The organism is Cupriavidus sp. GW822-FHT03E04, from assembly GCF_058801495.1.
Genome location: NZ_JBXANI010000007.1, coordinates 164,329 through 183,864 on the forward strand (window position 1 = coordinate 164,329; position 19,536 = coordinate 183,864).

Annotated in this window: 18 protein-coding genes and 2 pseudogenes; 13 read left to right on the forward strand and 7 right to left on the reverse strand. The window is 65.5% G+C overall.

What is annotated here, in order from left to right:
* Positions 1–53 precede the first annotated feature (53 nt).
* Complete coding sequence (gene msrA / locus AC1RQC_RS11725) at positions 54–794, forward strand: peptide-methionine (S)-S-oxide reductase MsrA (protein ID WP_492883409.1); 741 nt, start codon at positions 54–56, stop codon at positions 792–794.
* Positions 795–836: 42 nt separating this feature from the next.
* Here msrA and eno read toward each other — a convergent pair.
* A pseudogene (gene eno, locus AC1RQC_RS11730) lies at positions 837–1,136 on the reverse strand (phosphopyruvate hydratase); the annotation flags it as partial.
* Between the two features lie 76 nt (positions 1,137–1,212).
* Here eno and AC1RQC_RS11735 point away from each other — a divergent pair.
* The gene (locus AC1RQC_RS11735; protein WP_492370513.1) at positions 1,213–1,713 is read left to right on the forward strand and encodes a GAF domain-containing protein; all 501 of its coding nucleotides are present in this window, start codon (positions 1,213–1,215) and stop codon (positions 1,711–1,713) included.
* On the opposite strand, the gene AC1RQC_RS11740 is transcribed toward AC1RQC_RS11735, so the two are convergent.
* A complete protein-coding gene (locus AC1RQC_RS11740; RefSeq protein WP_492883411.1) occupies positions 1,710–2,207 on the reverse strand; it encodes a cupin domain-containing protein in 498 nt (165 codons plus the stop codon). The genes AC1RQC_RS11735 and AC1RQC_RS11740 overlap by 4 nt on opposite strands.
* A 213-nt stretch (positions 2,208–2,420) precedes the next feature.
* On the opposite strand from AC1RQC_RS11740, the gene AC1RQC_RS11745 reads away from it, so the two are divergent.
* The gene (locus AC1RQC_RS11745) at positions 2,421–3,602 is read left to right on the forward strand and encodes an MFS transporter (protein ID WP_492808269.1); all 1,182 of its coding nucleotides are present in this window, start codon (positions 2,421–2,423) and stop codon (positions 3,600–3,602) included.
* 69 nt (positions 3,603–3,671) lie between these two features.
* On the opposite strand, the gene AC1RQC_RS11750 is transcribed toward AC1RQC_RS11745, so the two are convergent.
* The 3 genes from AC1RQC_RS11750 to AC1RQC_RS11760 form a co-directional block, all read right to left on the reverse strand.
* A complete protein-coding gene (locus tag AC1RQC_RS11750; protein WP_492808270.1) occupies positions 3,672–4,673 on the reverse strand; it encodes a tripartite tricarboxylate transporter substrate binding protein in 1,002 nt (333 codons plus the stop codon).
* A gap of 164 nt (positions 4,674–4,837) precedes the next feature.
* Positions 4,838–5,155, reverse strand: coding sequence for a chaperone modulator CbpM (locus tag AC1RQC_RS11755; RefSeq protein ID WP_253930597.1), 318 nt, complete (start codon positions 5,153–5,155; stop codon positions 4,838–4,840).
* Between the two features lie 4 nt (positions 5,156–5,159).
* The gene (locus AC1RQC_RS11760) at positions 5,160–6,107 is read right to left on the reverse strand and encodes a DnaJ C-terminal domain-containing protein (RefSeq protein WP_492370518.1); all 948 of its coding nucleotides are present in this window, start codon (positions 6,105–6,107) and stop codon (positions 5,160–5,162) included.
* A 196-nt stretch (positions 6,108–6,303) separates the two neighbouring features.
* Between AC1RQC_RS11760 and AC1RQC_RS11765 the strand changes: the two genes are divergently transcribed.
* Both AC1RQC_RS11765 and AC1RQC_RS11770 read left to right on the forward strand, forming a co-directional pair.
* A complete protein-coding gene (locus AC1RQC_RS11765; protein WP_492370598.1) occupies positions 6,304–7,599 on the forward strand; it encodes an NRAMP family divalent metal transporter in 1,296 nt (431 codons plus the stop codon).
* Between the two features lie 164 nt (positions 7,600–7,763).
* Positions 7,764–7,964: pseudogene (locus tag AC1RQC_RS11770) on the forward strand (PRC-barrel domain-containing protein); the annotation flags it as partial.
* Positions 7,965–8,072: 108 nt separating this feature from the next.
* Here AC1RQC_RS11770 and AC1RQC_RS11775 read toward each other — a convergent pair.
* Complete coding sequence (locus AC1RQC_RS11775; protein WP_492370519.1) at positions 8,073–8,288, reverse strand: hypothetical protein; 216 nt, start codon at positions 8,286–8,288, stop codon at positions 8,073–8,075.
* Positions 8,289–8,385: 97 nt separating this feature from the next.
* Here AC1RQC_RS11775 and AC1RQC_RS11780 point away from each other — a divergent pair, with 97 nt between their 5' ends.
* Both AC1RQC_RS11780 and AC1RQC_RS11785 read left to right on the forward strand, forming a co-directional pair.
* Entirely contained in the window at positions 8,386–8,745 is a 360-nt protein-coding gene (locus tag AC1RQC_RS11780; protein WP_492883413.1) for a hypothetical protein, read from the forward strand.
* A 210-nt stretch (positions 8,746–8,955) separates the two neighbouring features.
* A complete protein-coding gene (locus tag AC1RQC_RS11785) occupies positions 8,956–9,675 on the forward strand; it encodes a Crp/Fnr family transcriptional regulator (RefSeq protein WP_492883520.1) in 720 nt (239 codons plus the stop codon).
* Between the two features lie 72 nt (positions 9,676–9,747).
* On the opposite strand, the gene AC1RQC_RS11790 is transcribed toward AC1RQC_RS11785, so the two are convergent.
* Entirely contained in the window at positions 9,748–11,049 is a 1,302-nt protein-coding gene (locus AC1RQC_RS11790) for a UDP-N-acetylglucosamine 1-carboxyvinyltransferase (RefSeq protein ID WP_492370521.1), read from the reverse strand.
* A 136-nt stretch (positions 11,050–11,185) separates the two neighbouring features.
* On the opposite strand from AC1RQC_RS11790, the gene AC1RQC_RS11795 reads away from it, so the two are divergent.
* The 6 genes from AC1RQC_RS11795 to AC1RQC_RS11820 all read left to right on the forward strand — a co-directional run bounded on the left by AC1RQC_RS11795 (position 11,186) and on the right by AC1RQC_RS11820 (position 19,524).
* Positions 11,186–11,716 (forward strand): copper resistance protein, encoded by a 531-nt coding sequence (locus AC1RQC_RS11795; RefSeq protein WP_492808274.1) that lies wholly within the window; start codon positions 11,186–11,188, stop codon positions 11,714–11,716.
* A gap of 71 nt (positions 11,717–11,787) precedes the next feature.
* Positions 11,788–13,089, forward strand: a complete 1,302-nt coding sequence (locus AC1RQC_RS11800) for a TolC family protein (protein ID WP_492883415.1) — start codon at positions 11,788–11,790, stop codon at positions 13,087–13,089.
* Positions 13,086–14,654, forward strand: a complete 1,569-nt coding sequence (locus AC1RQC_RS11805) for an efflux RND transporter periplasmic adaptor subunit (RefSeq protein WP_492808277.1) — start codon at positions 13,086–13,088, stop codon at positions 14,652–14,654. Before AC1RQC_RS11800 ends, AC1RQC_RS11805 begins: the two co-directional genes overlap by 4 nt.
* The gene (locus AC1RQC_RS11810; RefSeq protein WP_492883417.1) at positions 14,651–17,794 is read left to right on the forward strand and encodes an efflux RND transporter permease subunit; all 3,144 of its coding nucleotides are present in this window, start codon (positions 14,651–14,653) and stop codon (positions 17,792–17,794) included. The genes AC1RQC_RS11805 and AC1RQC_RS11810 overlap by 4 nt, the downstream gene beginning before the upstream one ends.
* Before the next feature lie 35 nt (positions 17,795–17,829).
* Entirely contained in the window at positions 17,830–18,183 is a 354-nt protein-coding gene (locus AC1RQC_RS11815) for a copper-binding protein (RefSeq protein ID WP_492808280.1), read from the forward strand.
* Between the two features lie 156 nt (positions 18,184–18,339).
* Positions 18,340–19,524, forward strand: coding sequence for a dipeptidase (locus AC1RQC_RS11820; RefSeq protein ID WP_492883419.1), 1,185 nt, complete (start codon positions 18,340–18,342; stop codon positions 19,522–19,524).
* The last annotated feature ends 12 nt before the right edge of the window (positions 19,525–19,536 follow it).

A 19,536-nucleotide genomic window follows, 5' to 3' on the forward strand; every position in this document is an offset into this window, starting at 1 on the left:
ACCCATATTCCACGCATTGATTACGACACTGCAACGTTCAAGGACAGGCAATCATGACCACGCAAACATCAACCGGTTTCTCCTGGTGGACGCGCTCGTCCGCCGCAAAAATCGCTGGCCTCGTCATGCTGGCGGCGGGCCTGCTGGCCTGGCAGCGCGTGGCCAACTCGGCTGAAGACGCCGTCAAGATCCCCCCGCCCGCGCTCGATGAAAAAGCCAGCGCGGCGCCAACGGAAACGGCCGTGTTCGCCGGCGGCTGCTTCTGGGGCGTGCAAGGCGTGTTCCAGCACGTGCGCGGCGTGAAGCAGGTCACGTCCGGCTATGCCGGCGGCGCAGCCAGCACTGCCCAGTACGAGACCGTCAGCGGCGGCGGCACCGGCCATGCGGAATCGGTGCAGATCACGTTCGACCCGGCGCAGATCAGCTACGGCCGCCTGCTGCAGATCTTCTTCTCGGTCGCGCACAACCCTACGCAGCTCAACTTCCAGGGCCCGGACCACGGCACGCAGTACCGCTCGGCGGTGTTCCCGCTCAACGCCGAGCAGCGCAGCGTGGCGCAGGCCTATATCGCGCAACTGGGCAAAGCCAACGCGTTCAAGGCACCCATCGTTACCCGCATCGAGGACTACAAAGCCTTCTACCCGGCGGAGAGCTATCACCAGAATTTCCTGACCCTCCATCCTTCGCACCCGTACATCGTCATCAACGACATGCCCAAGATCGGCTACCTGAAGCAGATGTTCCCCGACCTGTATCGCAACGACCCGGTGCTGCTGAAGGTGGCGGGCTCGTGATGGCCACGCGCTGCGCCGTATTGCGCGGTGCAGCGCCGCCGCTCAGCCCCGGCCCTTGAGGATTGCGCTGCCGGCGTAGCGCGCCTGCGCCCCCAGCGTGCGCTCGATGCGGATCAACTGGTTGTACTTCGCGGTGCGATCCGCGCGGGAGATGGACCCCGTCTTGATCTGGCCGCACCGGGTCGCCACCGCAAGGTCCGCGATGCTCACGTCCTCGGTCTCGCCCGAGCGATGCGACATCACCGCCCTGTACCCGGCCGCGTGCGCCACGCCCACGGTATCGAGCATCTCGCTCAGGGTGCCGATCTGGTTGGGCTTGACCAGGATGGCGTTGGCAATGCCACCCGCGCGCAGGTTTCGGTTTGGGATTAGGATCTCGGCTTCGACCCCGCAATGACAAGGCCACCGGACCCGCACCATGTTTCAGCTATCCAGCGACACCGCCCCACTCTCCAAGGCCGCGCAATATGAAGAACTGGCCGCACAGGCGCGCTCCCTGCTGGCGGACGAGACCGACCGCATCGCCAATGCCGCCAACTTTTCGGCGCTGGTCTACCACGCGCTGAAGGATCTCAACTGGGCGGGCTTCTACTTCTACGACGGCACCGAACTGGTAGTGGGGCCATTCCAGGGCAAGCCCGCCTGCGTGCGGATCGGCCTGGGCAAGGGTGTCTGCGGCACTGCGGCGCAAACTCGCAGCACGCAGGTCGTGCGGGACGTGCATGCATTTGCCGGCCATATCGCCTGCGACGCGGCCTCCGAATCGGAAATCGTCGTGCCGCTGATCGCTGCTGACGGCACGCTCATCGGCGTGTGGGACGTGGACAGCCCCGTGATTGCCCGCTTCGATGACGAAGACGCGGCGGGCATGGAAGCACTGTGCCGGGTGTTTGTGGAGATGGGCTGGACGCAGGCCTAGGCAATGGATTGCGCTTGACCCGGTGCCGCCGGTGGTGCCGCCGGTGGTGCCGCCGGTGGTGCCGCCGGTATGAGCCCGTAGCGGGACATGACCGCAACCAGCGCCGCGCGGTCGGGTGGCGCGCCGGCATTGACAACATCGGCGACGTCGCGGAAGTACTGGGCCCCGATGTCCGGCGTGAGAACAACCAGTGCGCGAGCCACATCGCCGTGCGGGTTACTGAACTGATGCACCGATCCGCGCGGGGTATGCATCCACTCTCCCGGCGCCAGGTCTCGGGCCACCCCGTCGACAGCGTACCGAAGCCTGCCCGCCAGCACATAGACGCACTCTTCGTTGTGCGTGTGGCTGTGCGCTGGCGGCACCTGCGAGCCGGGCGGCACCGTCAATTCGAATACGCCCATCCCACCCGTTGCGGCGCCATCGATCAGGTATTGGATGTGCAATTGACCCACCTGGATCGAATCGCCCGGAGTCCCGCCATCAAGCGCCATTTTCAGTCTCCCACCAATTCAAAGAACCGCTCGCCCGTGCCGCTATTGCGATTCTAGGTCAGCGTGGATGCTTGCGACAGGACCATCGCCGAACGGGAAGCGGGAGGCGGGCGGCGCAATGGCTTGCACTGCGCCCACTCTGGCACGATGATGCATGCTGCGCATTCCCCCGACCTATCGCAGCTTTCCCTCCAAGCCACCCGGCCTTTACCCGTGACCGCCCACGCCCAACCCTCCCGGAACGCCATCGCGTCGTTCTATTTCTACTACGTCGCGCTGTATGCCCCGGTTGCGATCACCATCAGCTTCTTCCCCCTCTGGATCCGAGCCCAGGGCCTGAGCGAGCAGCAGACCGGGATGGTGCTGGCGCTCGGCGCCGCGCTGGCAGTGCTGGTCAATCCGGCCGTGGGCGCCATGGCGGACCAGTACCGCAGCCGCAAGGTGATCCTGCTGGCGCTGGTGGCCAGTTCCGCGCTGAGCGCCGGGCTGCTGTTCAGCGCGCAGGGCTTCATCGGCGTGCTGCTGGTCTTCCTGGCCATCAAGGCCTGCTCGGCGGGCCTGATACCGCTGAGCGAATCCATGGCGCTGGCCGGCATGCCGCGCTATGGCTTTGACTTTGGCCGCTTGCGCAGCGCCGGGTCGATGTCGGTGGTGGCCATGTCGATCGTGCTTGGCTGGCTGGTGGATCGCGCGGGGACCGAGGTGATCGCGATCGTGTTCGTGGCGGCGTACCTGGCACAGGGCCTGCTGGCGCTGGCGCTGCCCAACGACACGCTGGCGGCGCGCCATGCGGTGAAAGCGCCGTTGCAACAGGTGCTGCGGCTGCCCGGTTTCTCGCTGTTCCTGGCCAGCGCCGCGCTGTCGCAAGCGTGCCACGGCTTCTTCTACAGCTACAGCGCGCTGTACTGGAAAAGCGTGGGGTTCCCGGCATCGACCATCGGCTACCTGTGGGCGCTGGGCGTGATCGCGGAGATCACGGCGTTCACCTTCGGCTCGCGGCTGCTGGCGCGGGTATCGGCGCCAGCGCTGATCGCGCTGGCCTGCGCGGCGGGCATCCTGCGCTGGTCGATGATCGGCCTGGCCGAGAGCGCCGGGGTGGCCATGCTGGCGCAACTGCTGCAGGGCGCCACGCTAGGCTTCACGCAACTGGGCGCGGCGCAGTACATCCGCACCCGGGTGCCGGCGCAGGTCATCTCCAGCGGCACGGGCCTCTACTCGGCCTGTGCCGGCTTGCTGACCGCTGCCTGCGTGTTCCTCGGCAGCTACCTGTTTGCCAGCGTGGGCGGCCGCGCCTTCTTGCTCACGGCTGCGCTTTGCGGCGCGGGCCTTGCGGCGGCGCTTGCCCTGCAGGCGCATGAGGCACGCCAGGCGAGCATGGCGCAATGGCGTACGTAATGGCGTACGTAATGGCGTACGTAATGGCGCACGTAATGGCGGGCATAACGCCGCGATGCGCGCCGGCGCCTACTCGGGCCGGATGTCCGCCACCTTGGCGACCTTCCTCCAGCGCTCCACCTCGGACGCAATGAAAGCGGCGAACTCAGCCGGCTTCATCACCGCCGGCTCCGCGCCTTCCTTGAGCAGGAACGCCTTCATGTCCTGCGACTGGACGATCTTGCCGATCTCACCATTGAGCTTGTCCACCAGGGCTTGCGGCGTGCCGGCAGGCGCCAGTATGCCCCACCACAATTCCACGGCACTGCCTTTGTAGCCGGCCTGCTCCAGCGGCACCAGATCCGGCGCCACGGGTGAGCGCTCGGCCGTGGTAACGGCCAGCGCCCTGACCCGCCCGCTCTTGACCTGTGAGAGGATGGACGGCGCGCTGGCCACCATCATCTGGATCTGGCCGCCTACCATGTCGGTCACTGCCGGCGAGATACCCTTGTATGGGACATGGGTCAGCTTGATATCGGCCGCGTCCGCGAACAGTTCGCTGGCGAACTGGTTGATGCTGCCCGCCCCCGAAGTCCCGTAGTTGAGCTTGCCCGGATTGGCCTTTGCGTTGGCCACCAGATCGGCCACCGACTTGAACGGCGAATTGGCGGACACCGTCACCAGCAAGGGGCCTTTGGCGAGCATGCCCACGGGCTTGAAGCTCTTCACTGCGTCATAAGGCAGGTTGGTCCGGATGGCCGCCCCTGTCGTGAAGGTCGACGTCACCATCAGCAAGGCGTAGCCGTCCGCCGGCGCCCTCGCGACATAGGTACCCGCAATGACCCCGCCACCCGCTGGCTTGTTCTCGACCAGCACGGGTTGCCCCAATGCGTCCTGCAGATGCTTGCCGATGGCACGCGCGAAGAGATCGACAGAGCCGCCCGGCGCACTGCCGACGACGAGGCTGATCGGCTTGGAGGGGTAAGGAGCGGCTTGCGCAAGGGCCGGTGCGGGAAGGCAAACGGTTGCCAACGCCGCCAGTACGAACCTGCTGCGGTTGGCCGCGCGCGTGGTCAATGTAGTAAATGACATCCATGTCTCCTCGGTTGATGCCTGTTGGTATGGCCGCGGGAACCTGAACGCCACGTGCCGCGTGGGCGGATTCTTCTCTGCCGGACCGATTGCGTCCAGCTTATTTTTTCTATCCTTTCAGAAGAAAAAGTAATCAATTAACTGGGAGTGCGAAGCACTCCTCTTCAAGCCAGGTTCGCCCGCCGCAGCTTTGCCCTTAACGTCTCGATCTCGTCCAGCAGGTCGAGCACGACGGCCGCGCCGGCCACCCCGAGCTCCAGGTCGCGCGCGAGCCGCAGCGCCGTGCGGGCACGCTTGAGCGTGGCGCCGTCGAAACGCCAGCGCGGCGCGTCCTCTCCGCGCGGCGTCAGCACGCCCTCCTCCACCAGTGCCACCACCTGTCCAATGTCGGCATGACAGGCCACGCTCAGCTCCACCAGCGTGAACTGCACCTCTTCTTCGACAAGGACGCCATGCAGCATCGATATGCCTTGATCGCTCATCGCATCAAGCCTCCAGTGAACGGCGCGGGGCAAAGCCGCTAAAGGTCTTGGCCATTTCGCGGTACGCATCATTGGCCTTTTCCGTGTCCGCGGGCGGCAAGACGATCGACAGCACCGCGTACAAGTCGCCGGGCGGCGTGCTGGGAAGGCCCTTGCCCTTGAGGCGCAGCTTGCGGCCCGCCGACGAGCCCGGCGGCACGCTCAGTTGCACGCTGCCGTCCGGCGTGGGTATGCCGACGCTGGCGCCCAAGGCGGCTTCCCATGGGGCCACGGGCAGGTCGAGGTAGACGTCGCGATCGACTACGCGGAACAGCGGGTGCGGCGCGATCTCGATTTCGAGATAGAGGTCGCCGGCGGGAGCGTCTCCAAGTCCGGGGCCACCCTGGCCTGCAAGCCGAAGATGCTGTCCACTGCGAATGCCCTTGGGAATATTGACTTCCAGCTGCCGCTCCTGCAATCGCACGTGCCCACTGGCGTCTGCCTGGGGCGCGCGCAGCGTGATGGTGCGGCGCCCGCCCCGGTAGACGTCCTGCAGATCGATCTGCACCTTGGCATGGTGATCGCCCCCTGCCATGCGGGCAGCGCCTCGCCCGCCGCGAGACTGCGCATGCCTGGCGCCGAAGAGCGACTCGAAGAAGTCGCTGCGATCCAGGTCTTGCTCGAAATCCGCCTCGCCGCCGCTGTATTCGAAGCCGCTATCCCATCCCGGCGGCGGGGTGAACTCGCGGCCGCTCTTGTACCGCGCCCCCACGTCGTCGTAAGCGGCGCGCTTCTCCTCGTCTTTCAGTGCCACATACGCCTCGGCCACATCCTTGAAGCGAGCCTCCGCATCCGGCTCCTTGCTGACGTCCGGGTGATACTTGCGCGCCAGCTTGCGGTAGGCGCGCTTGATGTCATCCTGCGTGGCCGTGGGCTCCACCCCGAGCATCGCGTAGTAATCCTTGTACTCCATGAATGCCCCCGGGCAACTGGCGTGCGGAACGCGCACGGCGCTTGGCGAATGATGCGCTCGACCTGCGGCTCTCAGTATAGGCAAAGGCACGGGCATGCGGTTCGATGCGGTTCGCCCTGCGCGCGCTGTCCGCACACGTATCCATAACGTGGCGTGCGCAACTGCGGAACCTGCTATGTTAGCGGCAAGCCAGCTAATGGAGGCATCGGTGAAAGATGTGGCATCCGCCCCGCAAGACGCTGAACAATCATGGCTCGGCAAGCTCGGCCCGGGCTTGATCACCGGCGCGGCGGACGACGATCCCAGCGGCATCGCCACTTATTCGCAAGCGGGCGCGCAGTTTGGCTTCAACATGTTGTGGACGGTGCTGCTCACCTACCCGCTGATGGTGGGCATCCAGGTGGTGAGCGCCAGGATCGGGCGGGTGAGCGGCCATGGGCTGGCCACCAATATCCGCAGGCATTACCCCGCGTGGCTCCTGTATGCCGTGGTTAGCCTCTTGCTGGTTGCCAACACGATCAATATCGCGGCCGACGTCTCGGCCATGGGCGAGGCGCTGCGGCTGATCGTGGGCGGGCCGGCCCAGCTTTATGCCGTGGTGTTCGGCATGATCTCATTGCTGCTGCAGGTGTTCGTGCCCTACCGGCGCTATGTCCGCTTGCTGAAATGGCTCACGCTGGCCTTGCTGGCCTACGTGGCCACGGCGTTTGTCGTGCATATCCCGTGGTCGCAGGTGCTGTCGAAGGCGCTGCTGCCGCATATGTCCTGGAAGCCCGAGTACGTCACGACCGTGGTGGCGGTGTTCGGCACCACCATCAGCCCCTACCTGTTCTTCTGGCAGGCATCGCAGGAAGTCGAGGATCAGCTCGCCAACCCCCAGGCCCGGCCCCTGATCAATGCGCCCTGGCAGGCGCAATCCAATTTGCGGCGCATCAAGATCGATACCTATGTCGGCATGGGTTTCTCGAACCTGGTGGCGTTTTTCATCATCCTGACGACAGCGGTGACGCTCAACCTGCATGGCGTCACCGATATCCAGACCTCGGCACAGGCAGCCACCGCGCTGCGCCCGATTGCCGGCGATTTCGCCTTCATGCTGTTCAGTGCCGGCATCATCGGCACCGGCTTGCTGGCGATTCCCGTGCTGGGCGGATCCTCCGCCTATGCCATGGCGGGCGCCTTCAAATGGAAAAACAGCCTGGAGCGCACGCCGATGACGGCAAAGGCCTTCTACGGCATCATCGCCGTCTCCACCCTGATCGGCATCGCGCTGGGCTTTACCGCGATCGACCCGATCAAGGCGTTGTACTGGAGCGCCGTCATCAACGGCGTGATCTCCGTGCCGATCATGGCGGTGACGATGCTGATGGCGGCGCGCACCGACATCATGGGCGAGTTCGTCGTCAGCACAAGGCTGAAGGTGCTGGGGTGGCTCGCCACGCTGATGATGGCCTTGGCTGTCTGCGCGATGCTGGTGACCATGCGCGCCTGAGCCACGCTTGAGCGGCGCCTGTCCGGCAAGTGCTTGCGCAAAGCGAAGTGCGATGAAAGACATCTCCGTGTCCGCCATCGTACCGACGCCATGGCCGATCCATGTCGTTGATCAATCCCACCCATGAGCCGGTTGGCGATGCTATGAGCGACATCGGCCGCGGCGGCGACAAGCTTGGCAAAGTTGACCACATCATGCTGGACGTACCGGGCGGGCGCATCGCCTATGCGGTGCTGTCCTTTAGCGGATTCCTCGGCATGGGCGGAAAGCTCTTCGCCGTGCCCTGGTCCGCGCTCACGCTCGACGTCCAGCGCAAGAGCTTTGTGCTGGGCATCGAGAAAGAAGTGCTAGAGGCCGGGCCGGGCCGCAAGGCGCCATGGATTGAACGCGGAAAGCGCATCGCTGCGCGCGGGAACTTCCAGCACGCAGCGAGGGCGGTGCCAGGCGACATTCAGCCTTGGATCCAGCCTTGATTACGGCGGCTGAACAAGACTCGCCAGGAAGCGCCAGCGGAGAAAGCCAACTGCATTTGCGCCGGCTCGATCGGCCATGCGCCGGACGTCGCGGACAGATTTGGCGGCCTGGATGTGGATCTGGACTGGGGAAAGGTGCTGTCCGTGGGAGTCGCGAAGCAGGATCGCATCGAAAAGAAGAATGCCGACCTGATCTTCCGGAACCGGCAGCAGCATGCGTCGATGAAGAACTGAAGCCCCGGGCCCGGACGGCATGCGCAGGTACAAGCAACGCGGCAAGGTTCGGGCTTTCGCTCAAGAACAGGAGAGCAAGATGAACACCTCAACAACGCGCTCGCGCTGGATGCGCGCGGCGACCATGAAGGCCGCCGCGGCATTCGGCCTGGCGCTGGCACTCGGCGGCGTGTCGACGGCACCGGCCCTCGGCGACGACCACCATTTCGGCCAGAACCAAGGCAACCAGCATGCTTCGTCCCATCAGGGACACAACGGCAACGGGCAGGGCAACCAACACTACGATCACTCCCGTGACCATCACAACTATCGCGGCTATCGCGGCTATCGCGGCAACTACCATGACAACCAGCGCTATATCTACGCGCCACCGCCGGTAGCTTACGTGCCCCAGCCGGCGCCCGGCATCAGCCTGTTCTTCCCCCTGCAGATCCGCTAGCCAGGCAAGGCACGGGCAAGCGGCAAACCTCCCGGGCAACGAATACGTTGCCCGGACGCCCGCTGCCAGCGCCTTTGATCTCCCACATTGCTGACCTATATTTTTTTTGCAGGTGGCTCCGGGATCGTCCCGGGGTTCTCACTTGCGCGGCTGGCGCAAATTGCCTGGCACATAACCCTCATAACCCAACTCAGCATTGGGAGGCAAAAGATGACATCCACCCACGATCCGAGGGCCAATCATCTCCTTGCCGTATTGCCCGAAGAGGAGTGGTTGCGTCTTGCACCACACCTGATCCTGACCGAGCTGCCCCTGGGCCATGTGGTGTATGAGTCGGGTGACCAGCTCGGCTATGTGTATTTCCCGACCACGTCGATCGTCTCCCTGCTCTACGTGATGGAGGACGGCGCCTCCGCCGAGATCGCCGTCGTCGGCAATGAGGGCATTGTCGGCATTGCCTTGTTCATGGGCGGCGAGACAACGCCCAGCCGGGCCATCGTGCAAAGTGCCGGCCATGGCTATCGCCTGAGTGCCAAAGTGCTGAAGCAGGAATTCACGCGCGGCGGCCCCATCCAGCATTTGCTGCTGCGATACACGCAGGCGCTGATCACCCAGATGGCCCAGACCGCGGTTTGCAACCGGCATCACTCCATTGAGCAGCAACTCTGCCGCTGGCTGCTGTTGAGCATCGACCGGCTGCCGTCCAATGAACTGACGATGACGCAGGAGCTGATTTCGAACATGCTTGGCGTGCGCCGTTCCGGCGTGACCGAAGCGGCCTTGAAACTCCAGAGCGCCGGCCTGATCCAATACAGCCATGGCCATATCGCGGTGCTCGACCGGCCAGCGCTGGAAAAACATGCTTGCGAATGCTACGCGGTGGTCAAGCGTGAGTTCGACCGCCTGTTGCCTGCCACGCCGGCGACCTGAACCTCGCCACACCAGCGGTTGGCAGCCATTAGTAGTCGCTGCCAGCCGCCGATAGCCGGAAGCTGGTAGCCGTTACTCCTCGCTGGTCCACTCCACCTCGACGCCAAGGCTGCGCAGGTTCTCGACAAAGCGCGGATGGGCCCGGCGGATGGGCGCGGCGTTGCGGATCTCCGAGCGGCCGTCGATGCTCGCGGCCACCATGAGCAAGGCGATGGCCACGCGGATGATGTACGGGCTTTCCACCACCGCCGGCGTCAGGGGATTGCCACCAAAGGTGATGAGCCGGTGCGGGTCGGACGAGAACACATGGGCGCCGAACTTCGACAGCTCGCCGGTCCAGCCCAGCGCGCCGTCGTACACCTTGTTCCAGAACATGGCGTTGCCCTGCGCGCGCACGCCCAGCGCGATGAAGATGGGCAGCAGGTCAACCGGGAAGTAAGGCCACGGCGCAGCCTCGACCTTGGTCAGCACGTTGCTGGTAAACGGCGTCTGCACTTTCAGGGGGCCAGCGCTGGTGGCGCGGGACCAGCCATCTTCGTGCGTGATCTGCACCCCAAACTTGGCGAAGGTGCGGTCGATCAGCGGGAAATTCCCCGGCGCGCTGTTGCGCACCACGACATCGCCGCCGGTGATGGCGCCCAGCGCCAGGAAGGTGGTGATCTCGTGAAAATCCTCGTCGAAGGTAAAGTCGCCCCCCTTGAGCTTGTTGCCGCCATGCACCGTCAGGCGCGAGGTGCCCATGCCTTCGATGCGCGCGCCCATCATTGCCATGAAGCGGCAGAATTCCTGCACATGGGGCTCCGATGCAGCATTGGTGAGCGTGGAGGTGCCACCCGCGGCGGCGGCGCACAGCACGAAGTTCTCCGTGGTGGTGACCGATGCATAGTCGAGCCAGTGGTCGATGGGCGTCAGCTGGCCGGCGCTGCGCACCAGCAGCGATCCGTCGGCGCGCTCCACCTCGCCACCGAAGCGGCGGAAGACATCGACGTGCGGATCGATCTCGCGCACGCCAAGCGTGCAACCCTTGACGTTGTCCTCCAGCCGGGCCACACCGAAGCGGGCAAGCAGCGGCGGCACCAGCATGATGGACGAGCGCATCTCTTCCGGCAGGCGATGGCGGGCCGCGTCGAACACGGTCTCCTGATGGTGCAGCGACAGCGTGCCGCTTGCGTCATCCATATGCACCTTGCTGCCCAGCGCGCGGAAGATGTCGAGAATCTTGCGCACATCGGTGATGTCGGGCACGCCGTGCAGGCGCAAGGGCTCATCGGTCAGAAGCGTGGCGCAGAGCACAGGAAGCACTGCATTCTTGTTGGCGGAAGGGGTAATACGCCCCCGGAGCGGCTTGCCGCCGTGCACGATGAGATTGGACATGGGATGGGATATTGCGAGACGAGCCCGGACAGGATGGAACAACGCCCAGCATTGTACTTGCACTGCGAACGGTGCGACCGGCACCCGCCCCGGTCAAGCCCGGGGATCCGGGTCAAGGCGCACGGAGGACGCCGCTGTGACCGATGCCGCATCCTTGCGACAACGTGCCACGGTAAAGGCGCGTTTGAAATCGCTGAAGGCTGATAATATCGTCGTCAATTCACCGACCTTTCGCGTGCGCGCCTTTCCCCGCCGGTTCTGGATTACCGGACTCCTCCTTACCGCCTTCCTGACAGTGCAACTGGCAGCGGCGGCTTACGCCTGCATGGGAAGCCGTTACTCGTCTGGTTCGCCCGGTTCGCCTGTATCGGCGGGCCAGATGGTAGACATGGCGGGCATGATGGCGTCGTGTCCCGAAATGGCCGAGCAGTCCAAACAGACAACGCTCGGCAGCCATGACGGGCTTTGCCTCGAACATTGCCAGCTAGGCGCCAAGTCGGTCGACCACGCCACCCCGCAGATCCCCGGCTTCCTGCCGGTCCTTGTCAGCCTTGTTGAACCCGCTCCCGTTGCCGAACTCACCCGGCACACGGTTCTGCTAGGCGAAGCCATCGCGCGCGCGCCACCGCCGCCCATCCCGATCCTGCACTGCTGTTTCCGAACCTAGCCTCCGAAGCCACGCTTGTTTCGTGCCCTGCCGCCTGAGCGGCCGGGTCGTCGTTGCTTCCCGGAGGCTTTATGCATTTCCTTCGTCGTTTCATGCAGGCGCTCCTGTGCGCGCCTGCATTTGGCCTGGGCGCGCCACTTGCTGCGCACGCCCAGCCAGCACCCACCTTGTCCGTCGAGGAAGCCGTTGCGCTGGCCACCACGCGCGCCGGCAATGGCGAGACTTCCCACGGCAGCGTTGAAGCTGCTGTTCAAATGGCCGTGGCCGCCGGCCAGTTGCCTGACCCGGTGCTCAAGCTCGGGTTCAACAATGTGCCGGTCAACGGACCGGACCAGTTCTCCCTGACCCGCGACTTCATGACCATGCGCTCCATTAGCGTCATGCAAGAGTTCACGCGCTCGGACAAGCGCCGCGCCCGCGCGGAGCGCTTCGAGGCAGAAGCCGCGGCAGCGCAGGCGCGGCGCGCGGTCAGCCTGGCCAATGTGCAGCGCAGCGCGGTCACGGCCTGGCTCGATCGCTGGTACGCCGAACAGGCCGGCGTGCTGCTCGGGCACCACGGCCATCCGCTGGAACTAGAGCTGCAGGCCGCCAAGGCCGCCTATCGCAGCGGTCGTGGCACGCGGGCGGACGTACTGGCCGCGGAGATGGAAATCCAGAAACTGCAGGACCGGCTCGACGAGAACCAGGCCGCCATCGACGCCGCCCAGGTGGCGCTCGCCCGCTGGGTCGGGCAGGCAGCCAGTCGCCCCCTATCGGAAAGGCCAACCCTTGCCATTCCCCCGCGCGTGCAAGCGCTGGCCGGGTCCGAACTGGACGCGGTGCCGGAAATGGTGGCATCGCAGCGCGAAATCGCGTTGGCCGAAGCCGACGTCCGGGCGGCAACCGAGGCCAGCAAGCCGGACGTGACCGTCGAACTGATGTACAGCCAACGGGGTTCCGCCTATTCCAATATGGGTTCGCTGAACGTCAGCTTCCCGGTGCCATGGGACCGGGGCAGCCGGCAAGACCGCGAAGTGTCGGCCAAGCTGGCGCAGGCGCAGGAAGCCCGTGCCAGGTCCGAGATCGTTGCGCGCAATACCAAGGCCGCGCTTGGGGCGAAACTCTCTGAGTTGCGGCGCAACCTTGATCGGCTCAAGCGCTACGACGAATCCATCCTGCCGCTGGCAAACGCCCAGGCGGACGCGGCATTGACGGCTTACCGGGCCAACACCGGATCGCTGCAGGCGGTGGCCGAAGCCAACCACCGGGTCATCGACACGGCGCTCGACCGGCTGACCCTTGAAGCGAAGACAGCCAGGGGCTGGGCCGACCTGGCCTTCCTCGTCCCGCTACCCACCGCGCAGACCGAACCCGCCGCGAGGGATTCCAAATGAAGAAACAAGTCATCTTCTCCCTGCTGGCACTCGCTGCCGCCGGGGGCGTCCTCTATGGCACCTATCAACTGGGCGTCAGCCGGGGCGAAGCACGCAAGCCACCCTCGACGGCAGCGCGAAACCCATCCGCGGCCGGTGACGCGGATCCTCGGGCCCGCAGGAAGATCCTGTACTGGCATGACCCGATGGTGCCCGGCCAGCGGTTCGACAAGCCCGGCAAATCCCCCTTCATGGACATGCAGCTGGTGCCGGTGTTTGAGGATGCCGGCACCAGCGCCGCGGCGGTCACCATCGACAGCCGCGTCACGCAGAACCTGGGCATCAGGACCGCGCAGGTCAAGCCCGGCCGGCTCGATGCCGTGCTGGAGGTGCCGGGCAACGTGGCCATCAACGAGCGCGGTATCGCCGTCGTCCAGGCGCGCACCGCGGGCTACGTCGAGCACGCTTATGCCAGGACCACCCTTGACCCCGTCAAGCGTGGCCAGCCGTTGATCGTCCTCTATGCGCCCGAGTGGGTCGCCGCGCAGGAGGAGTACCTTGCGGTCGCGCGCATGAGCGGCAACCTGTACGGCGACTTGCGCGGCGCCGCCAGCGCGCGCATGCGTCAGGCTGGCATGGACGATAGCCAGATCCGGCTGGTGGAGACCACCGGCAAGCTGCAGCCCCGGCTCACCATCACGAGCCCCGTCGATGGAGTCATCACGGAAGTCGGCGCGCGCGATGGCATGACTGTCTCGCCCGGCATGACGTTGTTCCGCGTGGCCGATCTCTCCACCGTCTGGGTCCTGGCGGAACTGCCGGAGAGCCAGGCTGCAGCCGCCCGGCCCGGACAGCAGGTTTCGGCTACCGCGCCGGCACTGCCGGGGCAGACACTAACCGGCAAGATAGACGCCATCCTGCCCGACGTGAATCCAGGCACGCGCACGCTCAAGGTGCGCATCGAGCTCGCCAACAAGAACCGGCAGTTGCTGCCCGGCATGTTTGTCAGTGCCAGGTTCGGCGCAAGGCCGGGTGCCGACCAGTTGCTGGTCCCGACCGAAGCGCTGATCCGTACCGGCTCGCGCACGGTGGCCATGGTCGCGACCGGCAACGGCGGCTTCAGTCCGGTGGAGGTAAGAACCGGCGCGGAAGCTGGTGGCCAGACCGAGGTGACCGAAGGCCTGAAGGCAGGCCAGGCGGTGGTGGTCTCTGGCCAGTTCCTGCTCGACTCCGAGGCGAGCCTGCGCGGCACCACGACACGCATGGAGAGCGCGAGCGCGCCATCCGCGCCATCCGCGCCATCGACACCATTGGCACCATTGGCACCATCGGCAGCCGGCGCGGAGCATGAAGGCGCCGGCCGTATCGAAGCCGTCACGCCGGAGGGCCTGACGCTGTCTCACGGACCGATCCCCACGCTCCAGTGGGGCGCCATGACCATGGACTTCGCAGCGCCGGCAGCGGGCCTGCCAAAAAACCTGAAGGCGGGCCAGGAGGTGCGCTTCCGTTTCCGGATAAACGATGACGGCGTGCCGGTCCTGTCTTCCGTGCAGCCAGCCACCGCTGGCGCGGGGGACAAGCCATGATCGCCAACCTCATCCGCTGGTCGATCCGGAACCGCTTCCTGGTACTGCTTGCCACGGTCATCCTGACGGCCTGGGGCATGTGGGCGGCGCGCAGCATGCCGCTGGACGCCTTGCCTGACCTCTCCGACGTGCAGGTCATCATCCGCACGCCCTACCCCGGGCAAGCGCCGCAGATCGTCGAGAACCAGGTCACGTATCCGCTGACAACGACCATGCTGTCGGTGCCAGGGGCAAAGACGGTGCGGGGATACTCGTTCTTCGGCGACTCCTTTGTCTATGTCTTGTTCGAGGACGGCACCGACCTGTACTGGGCCCGTTCGCGCGTGCTGGAATACCTGAATCAGGTCCAGTCGAAACTGCCTGCCGCCGCCAGGCCGGCGCTTGGGCCGGATGCGACCGGCGTGGGTTGGATCTACGAGTACGCCTTGATCGACAAGACCGGCCACCACGATCTGGCACAGCTGCGGGCGCTGCAGGACTGGTTCCTGCGCTTCGAGCTGAAGTCGCTGCCCAATGTCTCCGAAGTAGCATCCATCGGCGGGATGGTCAAGCAGTATCAGATCGTCCTGATGCCTGACAAGCTGCGCGCCTACAACATCCCGCAAGCGACGATCCTGGCCGCATTGAAGGGGGCCAACCAGGAGACAGGCGGCTCCGTGCTGGAACTCGGGGAAGCCGAGTACATGGTCCGCGCTTCCGGATACCTGAAGACGCTGGACGATTTCCGGCAGATACCGCTCAACGTCAACAGTGCAGGCATCCCCGTGCGCCTTGGCGACGTGGCCACCATCCAGCTCGGCCCGGAGATGCGGCGCGGCATTGCCGAGCTGGACGGCCAGGGCGAAGTCGCTGGTGGCGTCATCATCATGCGCTCCGGCAAGAATGCACTGGAGACCATCGAAGCGGTCAAGGCGAAGCTTGCGGCGCTGAAGCCCAGCCTGCCGCCCGGCGTGGAGATCGTGCCGGTCTATGACCGGTCGAGCCTCATCAACCGGGCAGTGGACAACCTCACGCACAAGCTGGTGGAAGAGTTCATCGTGGTGGCGGTGGTCTGCCTCGTGTTCCTGTTCCACCTGCGCTCCGCGCTGGTCGCGATCGTGTCGCTGCCGCTTGGCATCCTCGCCGCCTTCCTGGTGATGCGGTACCAGGGCGTCAATGCCAACATCATGTCGCTCGGCGGCATCGCCATTGCCATAGGGGCCATGGTCGACGCGGCCGTGGTGATGATCGAGAACGCGCACAAGCACATAGAGCACTGGCGGGCCGAACATCCCGGCCGGCATCTGGCCGGCGACGAGCAATGGCGCGTGATCAGCGACTCGGCGGCGGAAGTGGGCCCCGCCCTGTTCTTTTCGCTGCTGATCATCACGCTGTCGTTTATCCCCGTGTTTACGCTGGAAGCGCAGGAAGGCCGCCTGTTTGCGCCCCTGGCCTTCACCAAGACCTATTCCATGGCGGCGGCGGCGGGCATGGCGGTGACGCTGATTCCTGTGCTGATGGGCTTTCTGATCCGCGGACGGATTCCGCCGGAGCAGTCCAATCCGCTCAACCGGTTGCTCATCCGCATCTATCAGCCATTGCTCGCTCGGGTGCTGCGCTTTCCCAAGGCCACGCTGGTGGTCGCCGCGGTGCTGCTCGCCGCAACCGCATGGCCGATCCTGCGGGTCGGGGGCGAGTTCATGCCGCCGCTCGACGAAGGCGACCTGCTGTATATGCCGTCTGCCCTGCCCGGGCTGTCGGCAGGCAAGGCCGCGCAGTTGCTGCAGCAAACGGATCGCCTGATCAAGACCGTCCCGGAGGTCGCCACGGTCTTCGGCAAGGCCGGACGAGCGGACTCCGCCACCGACCCGGCGCCCATGGAGATGTTCGAGACCACCATCCAGTTCAAGCCACGCGACCAGTGGCGCACGGGCATGACGCCCGACAAGCTGGTGGAAGCACTCGATCGCGCCGTCACGGTGCCGGGCCTGTCCAATATCTGGGTGCCGCCCATACGCAACCGCATCGACATGCTCGCTACCGGCATCAAGAGCCCGGTCGGCATCAAGGTGGCCGGGACCGACCTCAAGGAGATCGACCGGCTGGTCAGCCGCATCGAGCAGGCCGTGAAGTCCGTGCCGGGCGTCACCTCCGCACTGGCCGAACGCCTCACGGGCGGGCGCTATGTCGATGTCGATGTCGACCGGGCGGCGGCCGGGCGGTATGGCCTCAATATCGACGACGTCCAGGGCATCGTGGCATCGGCCGTGGGCGGAGACAACATCGGCGAGGTGGTCGATGGACTAGCGCGGTTCCCCATCAACGTGCGCTACCCGCGGGACTACCGCGACTCGGTCGAGCAATTGCGCAAGCTTCCCGTTGTGACCAGCAGCGGACAGCAGATCCTGTTGTCGGATGTGGCCCGCATCCAGGTGACGCAAGGCCCGCCCATGCTGCGCAGCGAGAATGCCAGGCTCTCCGGCTGGGTCTACGTGGACATCCGGGGGCGCGACCTGCGCTCTGCCGTGCAGGAGATGCAGGCTGTCGTCGGCAAGGCGGTCCCGCTGCCTGCGGGGTACGCCGTCAGCTGGTCGGGGCAGTTCGAGTACCTGGAGCGCGCCACGCAAAAGCTGAAGGTGGTCGTGCCGTTCACGTTGCTCATCATATTCCTGCTGTTGTACGTCACGTTCGGACGCTTCGATGAAGCGTTGCTGATCATGGCGACGCTGCCATTTGCGCTGGTGGGCGGGTTCTGGCTGCTATACCTGCTCGGCCACAACCTGTCGGTGGCCAGCGTCGTCGGCTTCATCGCCCTGGCCGGCGTGGCGGCGGAGTTTGGCGTGATCATGCTGCTCTACCTGAAACAGTCCTGGCTCAAGACAGTCGAGAGTGACCAGGCCGATGTGCCCGCGTTGCTTGAGGCGATCCAGGAGGGCGCCGTCCTGCGGGTGCGCCCCAAAGCCATGACCGTGGCGGTCATCCTGGCAGCCCTGCTGCCCATCATGTGGTCCGGCGGCACCGGCTCCGAGGTCATGCAGCGCATTGCCGCGCCCATGGTCGGCGGCATGGTCACCGCGCCACTCTTGTCGCTGTTCGTGATTCCCGCGGTTTTCTTTTTGCTTCGCCGTCCAAAGGCGGAGTCCACATTCCCAAAACCTTGAACCTTGTACCTTGAACATCGAAGAAGGAGTTCACCATGAAACACAATCTGATTGGCCTTGCAGCCGTATGCGCCACCTTCGCCTTCACGCTGCCCGCCCGGGCGGCTGACGACATGGCCGGCATGCAGATGAAGCCGGCGGCGTCGACATCCGCCCCGACGTCCGCCCCGAAGCCCGTCCAAGCGGAAGTACGCAAGGTGGATACGGCTAACGGCAAGGTCACCCTCAAGCACGGCCCCATCGAGAATCTCGGCATGTCGGCCATGACGATGAGCTTTCCCGTGAAGGACAAGGCCAGCCTGGCCAGGCTGAGAGAAGGGAGCAGGGTCCGTGCAACCTTCGACAAGGTCAACGGCGTGGCAACGGTGACGAATATCGAGCCGGAATAAGCACCCCCTACGGCTTGGGCAATGCGGCCTGCCGCGCGCGCTCCACTTTGCGCCGCGATATCATGGGGCTTGCCGGCAGGCACACCAAGCCTGACAGCCATCCCGGGTCAGGCCCGAACGCAAGCGCGTGGAGCAACGATGCAGCGTGGAGCAACGATGCAGATTGACTGGACCACCAACCGTACGGGCGATGCCGATGCGCGGCTCGGGCAGGCACCAGGCATGATCAGCCGCCGCATGTTCCTGGCAGCAGGTGCTGCATTCGGGCTGGCCGCCTGCGCGCCGGAACGCTTTGCCAGCCACACCGAGCCGCCGGCTTCGCCCGGCACGAAAGCCACCCAGGACGTCTCCCCCTGGAAGCCCTCCCCTACCGCGCTGGTCATCGACATGCACAGCCATGCCGGGCGCGTGATCGTGTCGCGCGATCCCGCCATCGGCGCGGACCGGCCTTTTCTTCCGCTGGCCGCGCCGATGCGCGCGGGCGGCGTGAACGTGATCTGCCTGGCAATCGTGACGGATACCATCGTCACGCGCGTGTCCGCCGATCGCACGCGCTTCGAATCCTGGCGAACCCCGTCCGAAGGCGAACTCTACGCGCTTGGCGTGGCCGAATTCGCGCGCGCGCACAAGCTGGTGGAGCGTGAGCAGATGCAAGTGGTGACCGACGCGGCTACGCTGGCCACACGGGGGCCGGCCGGGCCGTGCGTGATCATCGCGTCGGAAGGCGCGGACTTTCTGGAAGGCAGGCTGGAGCGCGTGGACGAAGCGTACGGCATGCACCAGTTGCGGCACCTGCAGCTCACGCACTACCGCGTCAACGAGCTGGGCGACATCCAGACGGAGGCGCCGGTGCACGGGGGCCTGACGGATTTCGGCGCGGATGTAGTGCGGCGCTGCAATGCCTTGGGCATCGTCGTCGATGTCGCGCACGGCACCTATGACCTCGTCAAGCGTGCCGCCGCCATCTCCACCAAGCCACTGGTGATTTCGCACTCCGCGCTGGCCACGCGCCCCGGCTTGCGCAGCCGGCTGATCACGCCCGACCACGCGCGCGTGATCGCGGGCACCGGTGGCGTGATCGGGGTCTGGCCCAGCGCGGGCACCTTCCGCGACCTGACCGCAATGGCGCTTGGCTTCAAGCGGATGGCCGACGTGGTTGGCGTGGATCATGTGGGCTTGGGCACGGACATGCTCGGTTTCATCACGCCGCCGGTATTGCGCGCCTACGACCAGTTGCCAGCGCTAGCCGCCGCGCTGCTGGCGGCGGGCTTCACGCACGAGGAAGTGGGCAAGCTGCTCGGCGGCAATTACCGCCGGGTATTCGAAGCATCCGTCGGCTAGCGCCGGCGTGCG